We start from the raw sequence: 15822 nt of genomic DNA on the forward strand, positions 1-15822 counted from the left end.
TGGCGGAAAGGGTGAACGGGATACTGAAGACGGAGTTTTTGCTATCACGCCCGGCAGATCTGGAGCAGGCAAGAAAGATGGTGAGGGAATCGATAGAAATTTACAACAGAGAGCGGCCTCACCAGTCGCTAAAATACAAAACGCCCGATGCAGTGCATCAGGCGTTTTACAGGCATAAAAGTGTCAACCTATGCCAGGACTAGTCACGATCAAGCAGTCTGATGTCAGGTTTAAACCGCAATGTTTCGTTTGATTGGCCGGCAGATAGACGGGCTACACTGTCAGCACCCACACAAACAGCTTCGAATGACAGCGTTATACCAGGCGCAGTAACCTTTGCTACAAGTCATGCTGAATGGCTGCATTAATAACTTATTAATTCTTAAGGGGAAGTGAATTTCCCTTGTGAAATTAACACTTTGACAATGCTTAAATATAAGTTTTCACTTAATGATAAAGGTGATGTAGATGACGGATATAATTGCTCAAAATGTTGTTGTTTCGATGCCATCACAACTTTTCACATTAGCGAATTCGTTTGGTGCCATTGCGAATGGCCATATTTATATCGGAAAAATTGATGCTGACCCAACCATTGTAAGTAATCAAATCCAGGTATATATGGAAAGTGCTAATGGCAACCGGGTGCCAGTAACACAACCGATAGCCATCAACGCTGGCGGATATCCGGTATATTCTGGTCAGGTCGCAAAATTTATTACTACCGGCGAACATAGCATGGCGATTTTAGATGCTAATAATACTCGGCAGTTTTATTTTTCTAATGTTTTTAATTACGGGTGGAATCAATTTAAAAATCAGGTTATGGATGAATTGCTAAGTCCCAAAGGGGCCTCAAAGATTGGTTTCGACATCGAAGAGGATTACCCTAAGGGAACGATAGGGAATACTTTCAATAACTTTTTTAAAACATGTCAGTATGTACAGATTTACTATGATGAGATTGGAAATTGGGATGATGCAATTTTTCAAGCACAGATGAACATTTATCTTAAAGGTTACTCACCTAAACTTGTATTTCCAAGTGGTATTATTCATTTAAAGAGACCAATTCTAGGCGCTCAAGCGTTGGGGGATGCTATCCATACTGCCAGACCTGACTTGCAATTTTACAACCCTGTCACCGGCAGATACAAATCTACATGGCCAACGATTATTGAGGGTACATACCGTAAACATTACAATGCTGGGACTAACCCCAATGCGGGCACTCAAATATACTTAGACTTAAATAACGATGCGGACCTTACTTACCAAAATTATGGGATAATTCATGTTGGTCCAACAGAAGCAGAGCAATTTAATCAAAGTGCTATGGTGAAAAAAGCCTGGCCGGGAACATGTGTCATAAGAAATGTTAACTTGGGTTCATATTTAATGACACCAAGCCAATATTCTGGGTGGTGTCACGGTATTGTTTCATTTAACGGAACACAGAATCTGGTTGAAAATGTCCAGGTATATAACGTTTGGGGGGGAGGGATTCTATTTGATTGGTGTTGGGATAGTAAGATCACCAATTGCTTGATTATGAGATCTGGACGGATGATGGACCGTACCGATTACTCTGCTGCTGAAACCGATATTATAGAGAGGCAGTTACATTCTGCCATTCAAGTTATGATGTCTCCGAGGGGAAGCGGAACGCTACCTAGTGAAAGCAGTGATAATAGTAATTTTATCCGTATATATGACTGCCATATTGAGGATAACTACGGAACAGCAGATATAATGGCAAGGGGCCAAGCATCACCAATATGGATCGAAAACTGCCATTTTGAAGCTGATGGTGTTGCCCCAGCGAGTTCAAGAAAAACGGCGATGGCCCTTAGTGCTGGCATTACTCAATTTATGGGAGATCCTTCCTTAGGTTGGAATGAAAACGCAGCAAATTTCGGAGCGTATGTTTATTGGTACGGTGGGTCAATGTATGCCAATGCATATTCTTATACTGCTAGAGTAGGCCGATACTCAGAACTTTCCTTAGAAAACATAAGGTTTCCGAACATTAACAAAATACTCGTATCATCAGGAAATACGCCAAGTAAGTTATCCGCAGTTAACTCTGTTCTTGGTGATGTGCAGCTAAATGGAGGTAATGCTAAAGACTACCCGTTAAGTATGACGGATTGTTCAGCAAATGATATTACCGTAAGTTATGTTAAAGGAATACGTTTGACGTCTTGTAATATTTCCAGCTTGACGGTTTCAAATAATACAGCGACTGCGACAACGCCTTCGATACTTAATGGGGTTATTGCTGGTTATATTTCTGGCATATTCAGTTTTGCCTTCGGCGATGTGTGGCTTACCTCTACGACGACAGAGTCTGATTACAACGTAACAAATGGGACTGTCCGCGAGAATTTCAACTCATATTCCAATTATACTGGCGAATATAAATAAAGGAGATACCATGCCTAGAATGAGAGATTTTGTTGCGTTAAATAAAGCAACCAGCTTCGATAATCTTATGACACCTGGCTACTACGTATTTGGTTCTTTACTTACAGATGTTAACAGCCCAGGACTCCCTAACAAGCTGTCTGGTAAAGCCGGTTCATGTTCTGTGGCAGCGTTGGTAGGTAACGGCACGCGACAAACGTTTGTCGGAAGAGATAATCCTAAAATATATTATCGTGTCTGGAATGGTTCTAGCTGGTCTGCAACCAATGAAATCACTTCTGCAACGATTTAGTGCGGCATACAATTAAGGCAATTGTGCTACGGATCGCGCCAAAGAAAATTCTACATTACTGTAATTTCAGGGTAAAGGGGCAGTATTACACTGCCCCTGTTAAACTTGGCCTTAAGGCTTCTTGGCCACCAGCACTGTACGTAACGGGGCCGGGTAACCTTCAATTGTCTTGCTGCTGTCCTTAGGATCAAGGAATTCGGCCAGTGATTCACTGGTCATCCAGTCGGTTCGGCGCTGCTCTTCGGTGCTTGCCGCGCATGCGTGAAGTGATGCGGTTGAGTGGCAATATGGCGGTCACTTTCCATCGTGCTTTCGACATGTGTCAGAACCCGATGGTAGCCCTTGATCAACTGACGCAACTGGGCGTGGCGCGGATCCTGACCTCCGGCCAACAGCAAAACGCCGAGCTTGGGCTGCCGTTGCTGCGCGATCTGGTGCAGGCCAGCCAAGGGCCGGTGATTATGGCCGGTGCCGGCGTAAGGCTCAGTAATCTGCACAAGTTTGTGGATATCGGTATTCAGGAGGTGCACAGCTCTTCGGGCCACGCGGTACCTTCGACCATGCGCTATCGCAAAGCCGGTGTGACCATGTGTTCAGACAATGAGTTTGATGAATTTAGCCATTATTGCGTGGATGGCGAAATGGTGGAGGCGATGAAAAACGCGCTGGCCTTGGTTGATCCTTTGGCACAAAGCGCATAAACACGCAGCTAACCGCGCTCTGACCACCGGTTTCCGGGCCGCAAGACCCTTTAGCGTGCAACTGAACCCTCGGTGATCACGCGAGTACCAGGCCCCGACGTTTTGTCGGGGCTTTTTTTATGCAAGGATAGGACTATTGAAGAGAGGAGGATGAAAAATCAAAAACATCTCCAGGGCTGATACCGCAGGCAAGAATGCGCACCACGTTGTCTTTATCTCCAGGGTTAATAAGAATGTCATGAATGGTTCTATTATTATTCATATAATGCCGAGCATAATACAGATTGCCAATCCGCACCCATGGGATAGTACCGCTTTCGACGATGTCGGTGTAATTATCATTATATGATCTGGCCCAAATACCCGTTGAAGCGGGTGGTGTAGGTTGATTACCGATATATGAAGCAACGGCCCAAAATGTCCGTGGTCCCATAGCCTTGAAAATACGTTGCCCTAACCCTTTATATGCGGGATTTCCCCCCGTCGACGTAAGGATGTTGCCATTCACTGTCAGGTTACCGTCAATAAACCATCCGGTCGGTTGTTGGTTGGCGTCTACCGTTATCATGTTGTTGTTATTTAGATAGTTGAGTGACTTGGTTTGTAACTCGAAGTTACGTATTCCGATACTCAGACTGCCTCTGAGAATGTTGTACCCTGCCTCATTATTGAGTGAGCCGTTTGTCCACAAAGGCATAATGGCATTACTGAATGACAACTGATAGCCAGAGTCCGTTTCAAAACGGATAGCCTGCGGAGATAATGTACTTTTTGGACCATTGGCCGTGGCAAAGGCAACGTTGCTAACCTGAACAGGAGTGACATTCACTTTACTGCTGGACTTTCTTAATACCAAAAAACCTCCGTTCGGGTCGCCATAATCATTAATATAAGATCCGTTGGCTATTTGGATGTTTGCCGCGGAGTCAGAGTCAATATCAATGCACGTGCCGTTTCGGTCGGCCATAAAATTACTTAAACTGACACCGCCTAAATAACTGGTACCTTGAGTAGTGGTTTTAATGAAGGTTTTTTTGCCGTAGGAAAAAACGTTAACCATAAAGGTATTGTCATGACGGTCAAGGTGGAATGCGCAAGAACCTTCGACGGCAATAGACGCGGTAACCGCATCTTCGGTTGGCCGTACGACGTTGGCGTTAACGTGTACGTTAGTGAACCGGTTAATTTCACGGCTTTGAAAGATTCGGTAATCACAGCGTACCGCCCAGCCATAAATATTGTTGAAGTTATTGGCCTCACCACTGGCCTCAACGAAGTTATAGGCTCCAACGTAACGGCAGTTGGCTACGGAGAGTGCACCGGTTGCAGTGATGGTCGTACCGTATTGGATAAACTTTTCTGGTTCACTAATGGCGTATTGCTGGTTAGGGTATAAGAAGGACCAGCCGTCAAAAACAACGTCTCTTCCACAGTTAAAGCAAATAACGCCAGCGGGTTTTTTGATGATGAATGCGCTGTCGTCTGATAGCCCGGCTCGGCCGGGGCCGTTGGCTGTATTACTGGAGGGACCTTGCGCCATGGCACTGCGGGTGCCTTTAAGTGTCACGCCTGAGGCGACCTGGATTGACGTCGCCGCATTCAGCAAATACTGGCCATGCTCCGAGGCGTATACAACCTTATTTTTTTGGGTTGAAACGTAGTTAATTGCTGCTATTACAGCGATGTCTGAAGCCGTTGAACCCGTGGGATCTGCGCCGAAATGGTCAAAGGTGATTTTATCGCTAAGTCTTTTCCATCTTGCGCCTCCCACAGTGACAATAGTGGTACCGTTATTGTCAGCGGTGGTTGAATCACCATTTGCATAGTAAAACTCCCCACCACCGGCATAGCGTCCTGCGGTGTGTGAAACCAGAAAAACCACCTGATCATCAGCCGTAGGCACCAAATTCCGCAGTTCATTGACATTGTTAACGCTGAGTAAGTTATTCATTGCTGCTCTCCTCTTGTTTGGAGTCAATATTATCTTGGCTACTGGAAAAGTAGGAAAGCGCAGGAAGTCCTTTGAACCATGGCACAACAAATAAGAAAATCCAGGGTTAATATACATTATGAATGATTTTATTTTCTGGAATTAATGTTTGTTATTTCCAACGTCAAGATGAGTTGGGGATGTATTGGTTAGATTGCTCTTGTTTTATGGCTTTTTAGGTTTCTTGCCTTTGTGTCATTGTTGATTACATTTACGATTTTGGTTGGTGTGACTTTTGAATGAAAATATAAAGCCTGAATCAGGTTGACTGGAGTATATCTAAGAATTATTTCGACTATCGACGTTACAACCAAGGCAATTATGAACTTGATGGAAAAACACTTATCGTTTCCGGAAAAGGTGAACTAAAAACGGAGATTGATGTGATGAATTATGAAGGAAACTGCTGCGGTGCTATTTTTTCTGCCGTTATTGATGGCCAGTATGATGCTCTTAGGTGGTTGTGAGAATAAAAAAAGATACGCCTTAGCGATAATAAGATGAGTGTCTTTGACCGAGAGAAAGGGAACAAGCAGTGGCGCGAGGCCGAGCGTATGCAGCAATACCAACCTGAATTTGAGGCAATGCGCTGCGGATAGTGGATACCGATAAGGGATAATGCGGGGGCCTGGTTTTCCAGGTCCCCGTTTGGCAAGAGTTAAGGCTTCTTGGCTACCAACACCGCACGCAACGGGGCCGGGTAACCTTCGATCGTCTTGCTGTTATCCTTGGGATCAAGGAATTCGGCCAGTGATTCGCTGGTCATCCAGTCGGTTCGGCGCTGCTCTTCGGTGCTGGTTACACACATGTCGGCGATCTTCACGTCGACAAAACCGCATTTCTCCAGCCAGCATTTCAACGCTTCGGCCGAAGGAATGAAGTAGACGTTGCGCATCTGGGCATAACGATCGCCGGGCACCAGCACCTGGTTGCGATCGCCTTCCACCACCAGGGTTTCCAAGACCAGCTCACCTTCGGAGACCAACTGGTTTTTCAGTTGATACAGATGATCCAATGGCGAACGGCGGTGGTATAGCACGCCCATGGAAAATACCGTATCGAAAGCGGCCAGCTCAGGCAGTTGCTCAATACCCAGCGGCAGCAGGTGAGCGCGTTGATCGCCACCCAGCAGTTTGCGAACCGCTTCGAACTGGCACAGGAACAGCTGCATCGGATCAATGCCCACCGCCATTTGCGCGCCGGCACCCACCATTCGCCACAGGTGATAGCCGCTACCGCAGCCGACGTCCAGAATGGTGCGGCCGGCCAGCGGCGAAATGTGCGGCAGAACGCGATCCCATTTCCAGTCGGAGTGCCATTCGGTGTCAATATCGATGCCGTACAACGAGAACGGGCCTTTACGCCATGGCATCAGGGTACGCAGCATCTTTTCGATGCCTTCCAACTGGCCCGGCGACAGCGGGGCGTCCATCTCGGCGCGCACGCCGTGCAGCAAATCGAGACGGGTTGGCGTCAGTTCCGGCAGGTGTTCGACCGAGTTAAACCACTGTTTGAACTTGCCGTGCAGCGACTCGCGCTGCCAGGCGCTGAGCTGCGCGGGCAGGGTATCCAGCCAGTGGCTGAGGTTGCCTTTAGCGATGCGCTGATAGAAATCACCAAACTCAATCATTGCTCAGCTCCTGCTTTCAACGCGATCAATGAGCCGAAGTTAAAGCACTGGAACCACACTTCCGCATGTTTAAAACCGGCCTGCTTCAGGCGGGCTTTGTGGGCCTCTACCGAATTGGTCAGCATGACATGTTCCAGCATGCTGCGCTTTTGGCTGATCTCCAGCTCGCTGTAGCCGTTGGCACGTTTGAAATCGTGGTGCATGTTGAACAACAGTTCGCCGACGTCAGCATCTTCAAAGCTGAATTTCTCCGACAGTACCAGCGCGCCGCCTGGGCGCAGGCCGCGATAAACCTGCTCCAGCAGGCGAAGACGGTCGGCCGGCTCGAGGAATTGCAGGGTAAAATTCAGCACCACCATGGAGGCATTTTCGATCTTGATATCGAGGATATCGGCTTCGATAACCTCTACCGGGGTGTCGGCGCGAAAGGCGTCGATATGGCGGCGGCAGCGTTCTACCATCGCCGGAGAGTTGTCGACGGCAATGATATTGCAACCCGCCACCTTGATATTCCGACGCATCGACAGCGTTGCCGCGCCCAGCGAGCATCCCAGGTCATACACCTGGCTGTCGGGCTGCACGAAGCGTTCGGCCAGCATGCCAATCATCGAAATGATGTTGGAATAGCCGGGAACGGAACGCTGGATCATGTCCGGAAACACTTCAGCGACGCGTTCGTCGAAGGTCCAGTCGCCCAGTTTGGCGATGGGGGCAGAAAAAAGAGTATCGCGGTTTGGCATAGCGGGAAGTCAGTTCAGAATTCGAAGGCGCGTATTCTAACAGATAACGGCAAAAAAGCGGAGCGGAAGCAGGCGGCGTGGCCGCCTGATGACGAACAGGAGATCAATACAGGCTGAAAATCAGATCCCAGGGCAGATAGAAAATGTTGGTCAACACCATCAAGACCAACGAAATATAGGTTGCCGACATACCTGAACGGCGCCAACGGACTTCACGGTTACGCAAACCGTAGTAGTGCACCAGGCGCCCGGTCATCAACATCAGGCCGCAAATATGGATCATCCATATTCCTGCACCGTTCATTTCCATGATCACCAGCAGTACGGCGGCGATAGGAATATATTCTACGGCATTGCCGTGAACGCGGATGGCGGTCTGCAGCTCATAAAAGCCGCCGTCTCCGTAAGCGACACGGTATTGCATCCTTAACTTAACCACGTCATAAGAGAGTTTGATCAACAACAATGCGCCGAGCACGACATAAAGCGCGCTTACCATTTTTAACTCCATTCCCTAACCAAAACTGGCAGCGAGCATCATAGCGGCCATTGCAATCAGTGTCGCGAGGAAAAATCTGATGTAATCGGTCAGATTAATCGGTCAAAACAGCGCATCCTGCTCCGGCCAGTCCGGCGGCGGGGGCAAATTAGGAATAGCCTGATGAAGCTGCTGCCAGATTTTTTGCGCCTGTTGCGGTGAATCGCCATTATCCGGCGTATGAATAAACAGGAAGGGGGTGGATTGCTGTTGCCAGGTGGGCAGTTTCTGCTGCCAGGCATCAAACCACCGCAGATTGTCTTGCAACACGTCACCGCCGATAAAACGGACCAGCGGGTTGTTGGCGGTGACCAGCGCATGTACCGGCAGCTTGGGTTTCTTTTGCTGAGCGTCGCGCACCGCCGCGCTGTCAGGGGCGGCATGATGCACCGGCCGGCTGTCGAGGATTACCCGGTTAATACCGCGCAGATGCAACCCCTGATTCAACAGGCGCTCTTCCTCGCCCTTGGCGAAGAATGCAGGGTGACGTACCTCTACGCCGTAGGTGAATTCTTTCGGCAACCCGTCAAAGAACTGCCACATGCGCGGCAACTCATCCGGCCCAAATGCCGAGGGTAACTGCAACCAAAGCTGCCCGATACGCTGATGGACCGGGTTCAGGCAGTGATAAAATGCCTGCAGCTCGGCATCGCAGTTGCGCAGTGCTGCCTTATGGCTGATCTCTGAGGGGAATTTGAAACAAAAACGAAAATCATCGGTGGTCATGTCGCGCCAGCGTTGAACGATCTCCAGTTTGGGTAACGCGTAGAAAGTCGTATTGCCTTCTACGCAGTTAAAATAGCGGCTGTAATCCGCCAGATCGCGCAGCCCGATGCGGTTCCAGGCTGTGTGCTGCCACTGTGGTAGTCCGATGTAGATCAACGCGCCATCTTCCTTAATGTTCCTGTGAGATAAACGTAGGCGCAGCATGCAGCGCCCTGTCATTGTTACTCGCCGAATGCGGCAAGAATTTCGCCGGTACTGCGCACGCGAGCCAGGCGCGGGAAGATATTCTCGACGGCAAATCTGTGCATCTCGGCATTTTGCGCGCTGCACAGATCTTCGGCGATCACTAACTCGTAACCCAGTTCCCAGCCGGCGCGGGCGGTAGATTCAACGCCGATATTGGTGGAGATCCCGCCCAATACAACGGTTTTAATGCCGCGGCGGCGTAATTGCAAATCGAGATCGGTACCGTAAAACGCGCCCCATTGACGTTTGGTCACCAGAATATCGCCGTCGCTGACCGCCAGGGACTCCGGGAACTCCCACCAGTTTGCCGGTAATCCACCTGCCGGCGACGGAGCGGGTTTGTCTACCGGCTGTTTAAGCGCATCGGCAAATGTATCGGACCAGCCAACGCGCACCAGGATCACCGGCGCGTCGAGCGAACGAAAACGCGCCGCCAGTTGCGCGCCGTGGGCTACCACGCTTTCGGCGCTGTGCGGCCCACCGGCGTAGGGCAGGATGCCGTTTTGCAAATCAATCAGCACCAGCGCTGTGGTTTGAGCGTCAAGTTTCAACATAGGGGCTCCCGTTACTGGGTGGATGAAATATGTGCAGCCAAAACGGCGCACTAAAACAAGGGTGAATTCAGGCTACGTGAAAAAAGGGTCACCGGTTAATGAGAAATTTGTTAATCAATGTGTTACTTCGAACAAAAACACGCCATTTAGTGCTGCAACAAAGCTGTGTTCGCACTTATCTGGAGCATGAATTTCCTTTATAATGATCGCCTTTTTTCAACACACTTTATTCCAACGACCTATGCCGATTTATGAATATGCATGTGGTGCTTGCAGCCTTCGGTTAGAGAAATTGCAAAAATTTTCCGATACGCCGCTGACTGACTGTCCGGCGTGTGGGCAGCCCGCGTTAACCAAGTTGATTTCTTCCACGGGTTTCCAGTTAAAGGGCACCGGTTGGTATGCAACAGACTTCAAACCGGGTAATAAGTAGAGTTCATCAGTTAACAGCCGCGTGGCCGGCGCAAAAGCCCGCGCGGAATCGGCTTAAGCCAAAAGGATAGCGTATGCGTACTGAATATTGCGGGCAATTGAATCTGTCCCACGTGGGCCAGGAAGTCACTTTGTGTGGTTGGGTCAACCGTCGTCGCGATCTGGGCGGCCTGATCTTTATTGATATGCGCGACCGCGCAGGCATCGTGCAGGTGTTCTTCGATCCTGACCAGAAAGCCGCGTTTGACAAGGCGTACGACCTGCGCAACGAGTTCTGCATTCAGATTGTCGGTACCGTGCGTGCACGCCCGGACAGCCAAATCAATAAAGATATGTCCACCGGTGAAGTGGAAGTGTTCGCTCATGCTCTGGAGATTATCAACCGCTCCGAGCCGTTGCCGCTGGACTCCAACCAGGTCAACACTGAAGAAGCTCGTCTGAAATATCGCTACCTGGATCTGCGTCGCCCGGAAATGGCCGATCGCCTGAAGACCCGTGCGAAAATCACCAGCTTCGTGCGTCGCTTTATGGACAGCAACGGCTTCCTCGACATCGAAACCCCGATGTTGACCAAAGCCACGCCGGAAGGCGCGCGTGACTACCTGGTGCCGAGCCGTGTGCACAAAGGTAAATTTTATGCGTTGCCACAGTCGCCACAGCTGTTCAAACAGCTGCTGATGATGTCGGGCTTTGATCGCTACTACCAAATCGTCAAATGCTTCCGTGATGAAGACTTGCGTGCCGATCGTCAGCCTGAATTTACTCAGATCGACGTTGAAACTTCCTTCATGACCGCCGAACAAGTGCGTGAAGTGATGGAAAAACTGGCGCGTGACCTGTGGCTGGATGTGAAGGGCGTGGATCTGGGCGATTTCCCGGTCATGACCTTCGCGGAAGCGATGCGTCGTTACGGTTCCGACAAACCGGATCTGCGTAACCCGCTGGAGCTGGTGGACGTCGCCGACCTGGTGAAAGACGTTGAGTTCAAAGTGTTCTCCGGCCCGGCTAACGACGTCAAAGGCCGGGTTGCCGCTATCTGCGTGCCGGGCGGCGCACAACTGACTCGCAAGTTGATCGATGAGTACGGTACCTTCGTTAACATCTATGGCGCCAAAGGTCTGGCCTGGCTGAAGGTCAATGACCGTGCCGCCGGCATGGAAGGCGTACAAAGCCCGATCGCCAAATTCCTCAGCGCGGAAGTGCTGGAAGCGATCCTGGCGCGTACCAACGCGCAGACCGGCGACATCCTGTTCTTCGGCGCAGACAGCTTCAAGATTGTGACCGATGCGATGGGCGCGCTGCGTCTGAAGCTGGGCCGTGACCTGCAACTGACCAAGCTGGACAGCTGGGCACCTCTGTGGGTGGTGGACTTCCCAATGTTCGAAGAGGACGGGGAAGGCGGCCTGGCGGCGATGCACCACCCGTTCACCGCACCGCGCGACATGAGCCCGGAAGAGCTGAATGCGGCGCCAACCACGGCCATTGCCAATGCCTATGACATGGTGATTAACGGCTACGAAGTCGGCGGTGGTTCAGTGCGTATTCACCGCAGCGAAATGCAGCAGACGGTCTTCAGCATTCTGGGTATCGACGAACACGAACAGCGCGAGAAATTCGGCTTCCTGCTGGATGCATTGAAGTACGGTGCACCACCGCATGCCGGCCTGGCCTTCGGTCTGGACCGACTGGTGATGCTGCTGACCGGCACCGACAACATTCGTGACGTGATTGCCTTCCCGAAAACCACCGCTGCCGCCTGTCTGATGACCGAAGCACCAAGCTTCGCCAATCCGGCGTCGTTGCAGGAGTTGGGAATTTGCGTGGTCAAGAAAGCCGCGTTACCGGAAGAGAACGAGTGATGAGTTACAAGCGGCCCGAGTCCATTTTGGTAGTGATTTACGCCAAATCCAGTGGACGGGTGCTGATGTTACAGCGGCGCGACGATACCGAGTTCTGGCAGTCGGTTACCGGCAGCCTGGAGGAAGATGAGTTGCCGCCGCATGCCGCACGGCGTGAGGTCATGGAAGAAGTCGGCATCGATATCGAAGCAGAGAATCTGCCGTTGTTCGATTGCCAGCGCTGTGTGGAGTTTGAACTCTTTGTCCATTTGCGACATCGCTATGCCCCGGGAACCACGCGCAATAAAGAGCACTGGTTCTGTCTGGCGTTGCCTGAAGAGCGCGATCCGGTGATTACCGAGCATCACGCTTACCGCTGGCTTGAGGCGGCGCAAGCCGTGAAGTTGACCAAGTCCTGGAGCAATCAGCAGGCGATTGAAGAGTTTGTGATTAATTCAGTCCAGTAATTTTTTTCGGAGATTTTTTATGGCAGGTCATAGTAAGTGGGCCAACACAAAGCACCGTAAAGCTGCGCAGGATTCCAAGCGCGGTAAAATTTTCACCAAAATTATTCGCGAGCTGGTGACCGCCGCGAAACTGGGCGGTGGCGATCCGGGGGCTAACCCGCGTCTGCGAGCGGCGATCGACAAGGCGCTGTCCAACAACATGACGCGTGACACCCTGAACCGCGCCATCGCGCGTGGCGTAGGCGGTGATGATGATACCAACATGGAAACCATCATTTACGAAGGTTACGGCCCGGGCGGTACCGCCGTCATGATCGAATGCCTGAGCGACAACCGCAACCGTACCGTCGCCGAAGTGCGTCATGCCTTCACCAAATGCGGCGGTAACCTCGGTACCGACGGTTCCGTGGCTTATCTGTTCACCAAGAAGGGCGTGATCACTTACGCCCCGGGCCTGGATGAAGACGTGGTGATGGAAGCGGCGCTGGAAGCTGGTGCTGAAGACATCGTCAGCTACGACGACGGTGCTATCGACGTGTTCACCGCCTGGGAAAACCTGGGTGAGGTGAAAGACGCGCTGACTGCGGCCGGTTTCACCGCCGACGCGGCGGAAGTTTCCATGATCCCATCGACCAAGGCCGATATGGATGAAGAAACCGCGCCGAAGCTGTTGCGTTTGATCGACATGCTGGAAGACTGTGACGACGTGCAGGAGGTTTACCACAACGGTGAGATCTCCGACGAGGTTGCAGCGACGCTGTAATGAAGTTGAAGTACGGCGCTGCTCTGTGGCAGCGCCTGGCGATGTTCATGCTTAACGCAAGGTGGGGGTAGGGATGACGATCATACTGGGTATCGATCCCGGATCGCGCGTCACCGGTTATGGCCTCATTCGCCAGCAGGGTCGCCAACTGAGCTATATCGCCAGTGGCTGCATTCGCACCGTGGTGGATGACATGCCGACGCGGCTGAAATTGATCTACGCAGGCGTCAGCGAAATCATCACCCAGTTTAAACCGGATTTTTTCGCCATCGAACAGGTGTTTATGGCGAAGAACCCGGATTCTGCGCTCAAACTCGGGCAGGCGCGAGGCGTGGCGATCGTTGCCGCCGTGAACCAGGATCTGGAAGTGTTTGAATATGCGGCGCGTCAGGTGAAGCAAACGGTGGTCGGCACCGGCGCGGCAGAAAAGGCGCAGGTGCAGCACATGGTACGCTCGTTGCTTAAACTGTCGGCCAATCCCCAGGCGGACGCCGCCGATGCGCTGGCTATCGCCATCACCCACTGCCATCTCAGCCAAAACGTGCTGCGAATGAGCGAAGGGCGGCTAAACCTGGCTCGTGGCCGTTTAAAGTAGCGCTGAATCAGTGACAACTCAGGCTGGATATTCATCCAGCCTTTTTTATGTTATAAGCTTTACCAGCACGGTATGACAGTCGGTCATGCTCAAGAATTCTGCAGGAGGGTAAATGATAGGTCGTCTCAGAGGATACATTCTGGAAAAGCAGCCGCCGCTGGTGTTACTGGAGGCAAACGGCGTGGGTTATGAAGTGCATATGCCCATGACCTGCTTTTATGAGCTGCCGGATCTGGGGCAAGAAGCTATCGTATTTACCCAATTTGTGGTGCGCGAAGACGCGCAGCTATTGTACGGTTTCAACGATAAACAAGAGCGCGCGCTGTTTCGCGAGTTGATTAAAGTGAACGGCGTGGGGCCAAAACTGGCGCTGGCAATCTTGTCCGGGATGTCCGCACAGCAGTTTGTCAGCGCGGTAGAACGCGAAGAGATCACCTCGCTGGTGAAATTGCCGGGGGTTGGCAAGAAAACCGCTGAGCGCCTGGTGGTCGAAATGAAAGACCGCTTTAAAGGGCTTAATGGCGATCTGTTCAATAACAGCAGCGAAATCACGCTCCCCGCTACGGCAACGCAGGCGGCCGAGATGGATGCGGAAGCCGAAGCCGCTTCTGCGCTGGTGGCATTGGGCTATAAACCGCAAGAAGCCAGTCGCATGGTCAGCAAAATCGCCAAGCCGGGTGCCGATTGCGAAACCCTGATCCGCGACGCGCTGCGCGCCGCCCTGTAAGGTTGATAAGGGATAGAGAATGATTGAAGCCGATCGCCTGATTTCTGCTGAACCGATCAACGAAGAAGAAATTCTCGATCGCGCCATTCGGCCAAAGTTGTTGACGGAATATGTCGGCCAGCCGCACGTGCGTGAGCAGATGGAGATTTTTATTCAGGCGGCAAAGCAGCGTGGCGACGCACTGGACCATTTGCTGATCTTCGGCCCGCCTGGGCTGGGTAAAACCACGCTGGCGAATATCGTCGCCAATGAGATGGGCGTTAACCTGCGCACCACCTCCGGCCCGGTGCTGGAGAAAGCGGGCGATCTGGCGGCAATGCTGACCAACCTCGAACCACACGACGTCTTGTTTATCGATGAGATCCATCGTCTGTCGCCGGTGGTCGAAGAAGTGCTGTACCCGGCAATGGAAGATTACCAGCTGGATATCATGATCGGCGAAGGCCCGGCCGCGCGCTCGATCAAACTCGATTTGCCGCCCTTTACGCTGGTGGGGGCTACCACCCGTGCCGGCTCTCTGACCTCACCGCTGCGCGATCGCTTCGGGATTGTGCAGCGCCTGGAGTTCTATCAGGTCGCCGATTTGCAGCATATCGTTTCACGCAGCGCCAACTGCCTGGGGCTGGATCTTTCGGAAGAGGGCGCTCACCAGGTGGCGCGCCGGGCGCGCGGAACGCCGCGTATCGCCAACCGCTTGTTGCGCAGGGTGCGCGACTTTGCCGAAGTCCGCGCCAACGGCGTGATCAATGGCGAAGTCGCGATGCAGGCGCTGGACATGCTGAACGTTGACGCCGAAGGTTTCGACTATATGGACCGCAAGCTGTTGCTGGCGATAATCGACAAGTTTATGGGCGGACCGGTGGGTCTGGATAACCTGGCGGCGGCGATTGGCGAGGAACGGGAAACCATCGAAGACGTTATTGAACCCTTCCTGATCCAGCAAGGTTTTATCCAGCGTACGCCGCGTGGGCGCATGGCGACCAATCATGCCTATAAACACTTTGGCATTGAACGCGAAGAGTAAGCATTAAAAATCTATGGTCACCCCCGTTTTTGCAAGATGAATTTTGAGGTACAGTGAGCTTTGCTTAAATCTATCCGGCGTCTGTTGGGAAACTAAGCCTGTTCCCGCGCCCCGATGAAAGCCGCGCCTGAC

At 51.7% G+C, this 15822-nt stretch carries 16 protein-coding genes and 2 pseudogenes; 11 read left to right on the top strand and 7 right to left on the bottom strand.

Going from position 1 to position 15822, the window contains the following annotated elements; genetic code table 11:
• The 3 genes from D4100_RS25285 to D4100_RS25655 all read left to right on the top strand — a co-directional run.
• Positions 1–203 (top strand): integrase core domain-containing protein (locus tag D4100_RS25285; RefSeq protein WP_147417757.1); only part of this gene is annotated, 203 nt, incomplete at its 5' end.
• Between the two features lie 265 nt (positions 204–468).
• Positions 469–2427, top strand: a complete 1959-nt coding sequence (locus D4100_RS25290) for a phage tailspike protein (protein WP_119805459.1) — start codon at positions 469–471, stop codon at positions 2425–2427.
• Between the two features lie 10 nt (positions 2428–2437).
• The gene (locus D4100_RS25655) at positions 2438–2719 is read left to right on the top strand and encodes a pyocin knob domain-containing protein (protein WP_147417770.1); all 282 of its coding nucleotides are present in this window, start codon (positions 2438–2440) and stop codon (positions 2717–2719) included.
• A gap of 111 nt (positions 2720–2830) precedes the next feature.
• Here D4100_RS25655 and D4100_RS25295 read toward each other — a convergent pair.
• Positions 2831–2977 (bottom strand): annotated as a pseudogene (locus tag D4100_RS25295) (DUF1698 domain-containing protein); the annotation flags it as partial.
• Between D4100_RS25295 and D4100_RS25300 the strand changes: the two are divergent.
• A pseudogene (locus D4100_RS25300) lies at positions 2968–3420 on the top strand (copper homeostasis protein CutC); the annotation flags it as partial. The pseudogenes D4100_RS25295 and D4100_RS25300 sit on opposite strands and share 10 nt — an antisense overlap.
• A 133-nt stretch (positions 3421–3553) precedes the next feature.
• Here D4100_RS25300 and D4100_RS25305 read toward each other — a convergent pair.
• The 6 genes from D4100_RS25305 to D4100_RS25330 form a co-directional block, all read right to left on the bottom strand.
• Positions 3554–5371, bottom strand: a complete 1818-nt coding sequence (locus D4100_RS25305; RefSeq protein WP_119805460.1) for an exopolysaccharide biosynthesis protein — start codon at positions 5369–5371, stop codon at positions 3554–3556.
• Between the two features lie 697 nt (positions 5372–6068).
• The gene (cmoB, locus tag D4100_RS25310; RefSeq protein WP_006316954.1) at positions 6069–7040 is read right to left on the bottom strand and encodes a tRNA 5-methoxyuridine(34)/uridine 5-oxyacetic acid(34) synthase CmoB; all 972 of its coding nucleotides are present in this window, start codon (positions 7038–7040) and stop codon (positions 6069–6071) included.
• Entirely contained in the window at positions 7037–7780 is a 744-nt protein-coding gene (gene cmoA, locus D4100_RS25315) for a carboxy-S-adenosyl-L-methionine synthase CmoA (protein WP_119805461.1), read from the bottom strand. Before cmoA ends, cmoB begins: the two co-directional genes overlap by 4 nt.
• Before the next feature lie 103 nt (positions 7781–7883).
• Positions 7884–8279 carry an MAPEG family protein gene (locus D4100_RS25320; RefSeq protein WP_006316950.1) on the bottom strand — a complete coding sequence of 132 codons (396 nt, stop codon included), beginning with the start codon at positions 8277–8279 and terminating at the stop codon, positions 7884–7886.
• 102 nt (positions 8280–8381) lie between these two features.
• Positions 8382–9197 carry a DUF72 domain-containing protein gene (locus D4100_RS25325; protein WP_119805464.1) on the bottom strand — a complete coding sequence of 272 codons (816 nt, stop codon included), beginning with the start codon at positions 9195–9197 and terminating at the stop codon, positions 8382–8384.
• Between the two features lie 68 nt (positions 9198–9265).
• Positions 9266–9844 (bottom strand): hydrolase, encoded by a 579-nt coding sequence (locus tag D4100_RS25330; protein ID WP_006316938.1) that lies wholly within the window; start codon positions 9842–9844, stop codon positions 9266–9268.
• A 241-nt stretch (positions 9845–10085) separates the two neighbouring features.
• On the opposite strand from D4100_RS25330, the gene D4100_RS25335 reads away from it, so the two are divergent.
• From D4100_RS25335 to ruvB, 7 genes are all read left to right on the top strand, one after another.
• On the top strand, positions 10086–10277 hold the full coding sequence (locus D4100_RS25335) for an FmdB family zinc ribbon protein (protein ID WP_006316937.1): 192 nt from the start codon (positions 10086–10088) through the stop codon (positions 10275–10277).
• A gap of 73 nt (positions 10278–10350) precedes the next feature.
• Positions 10351–12135: an aspartate--tRNA ligase gene (gene aspS, locus D4100_RS25340; RefSeq protein ID WP_119805462.1), complete on the top strand. Its 1785-nt coding sequence runs from the start codon at positions 10351–10353 to the stop codon at positions 12133–12135.
• Entirely contained in the window at positions 12135–12581 is a 447-nt protein-coding gene (gene nudB, locus D4100_RS25345; protein ID WP_119805463.1) for a dihydroneopterin triphosphate diphosphatase, read from the top strand. Before aspS ends, nudB begins: the two co-directional genes overlap by 1 nt.
• 19 nt (positions 12582–12600) lie before the next feature.
• Positions 12601–13344 carry a YebC/PmpR family DNA-binding transcriptional regulator gene (locus tag D4100_RS25350; RefSeq protein WP_006316690.1) on the top strand — a complete coding sequence of 248 codons (744 nt, stop codon included), beginning with the start codon at positions 12601–12603 and terminating at the stop codon, positions 13342–13344.
• Positions 13345–13417: 73 nt separating this feature from the next.
• The gene (gene ruvC / locus D4100_RS25355; RefSeq protein ID WP_004945529.1) at positions 13418–13939 is read left to right on the top strand and encodes a crossover junction endodeoxyribonuclease RuvC; all 522 of its coding nucleotides are present in this window, start codon (positions 13418–13420) and stop codon (positions 13937–13939) included.
• 112 nt (positions 13940–14051) lie between these two features.
• On the top strand, positions 14052–14666 hold the full coding sequence (ruvA, locus tag D4100_RS25360; protein WP_006316691.1) for a Holliday junction branch migration protein RuvA: 615 nt from the start codon (positions 14052–14054) through the stop codon (positions 14664–14666).
• Between the two features lie 19 nt (positions 14667–14685).
• Positions 14686–15690: a Holliday junction branch migration DNA helicase RuvB gene (ruvB, locus tag D4100_RS25365; protein ID WP_006316692.1), complete on the top strand. Its 1005-nt coding sequence runs from the start codon at positions 14686–14688 to the stop codon at positions 15688–15690.
• The last annotated feature ends 132 nt before the right edge of the window (positions 15691–15822 follow it).

Source organism: Serratia inhibens, assembly GCF_003591175.1.
Lineage (GTDB): Bacteria > Pseudomonadota > Gammaproteobacteria > Enterobacterales > Enterobacteriaceae > Serratia > Serratia inhibens.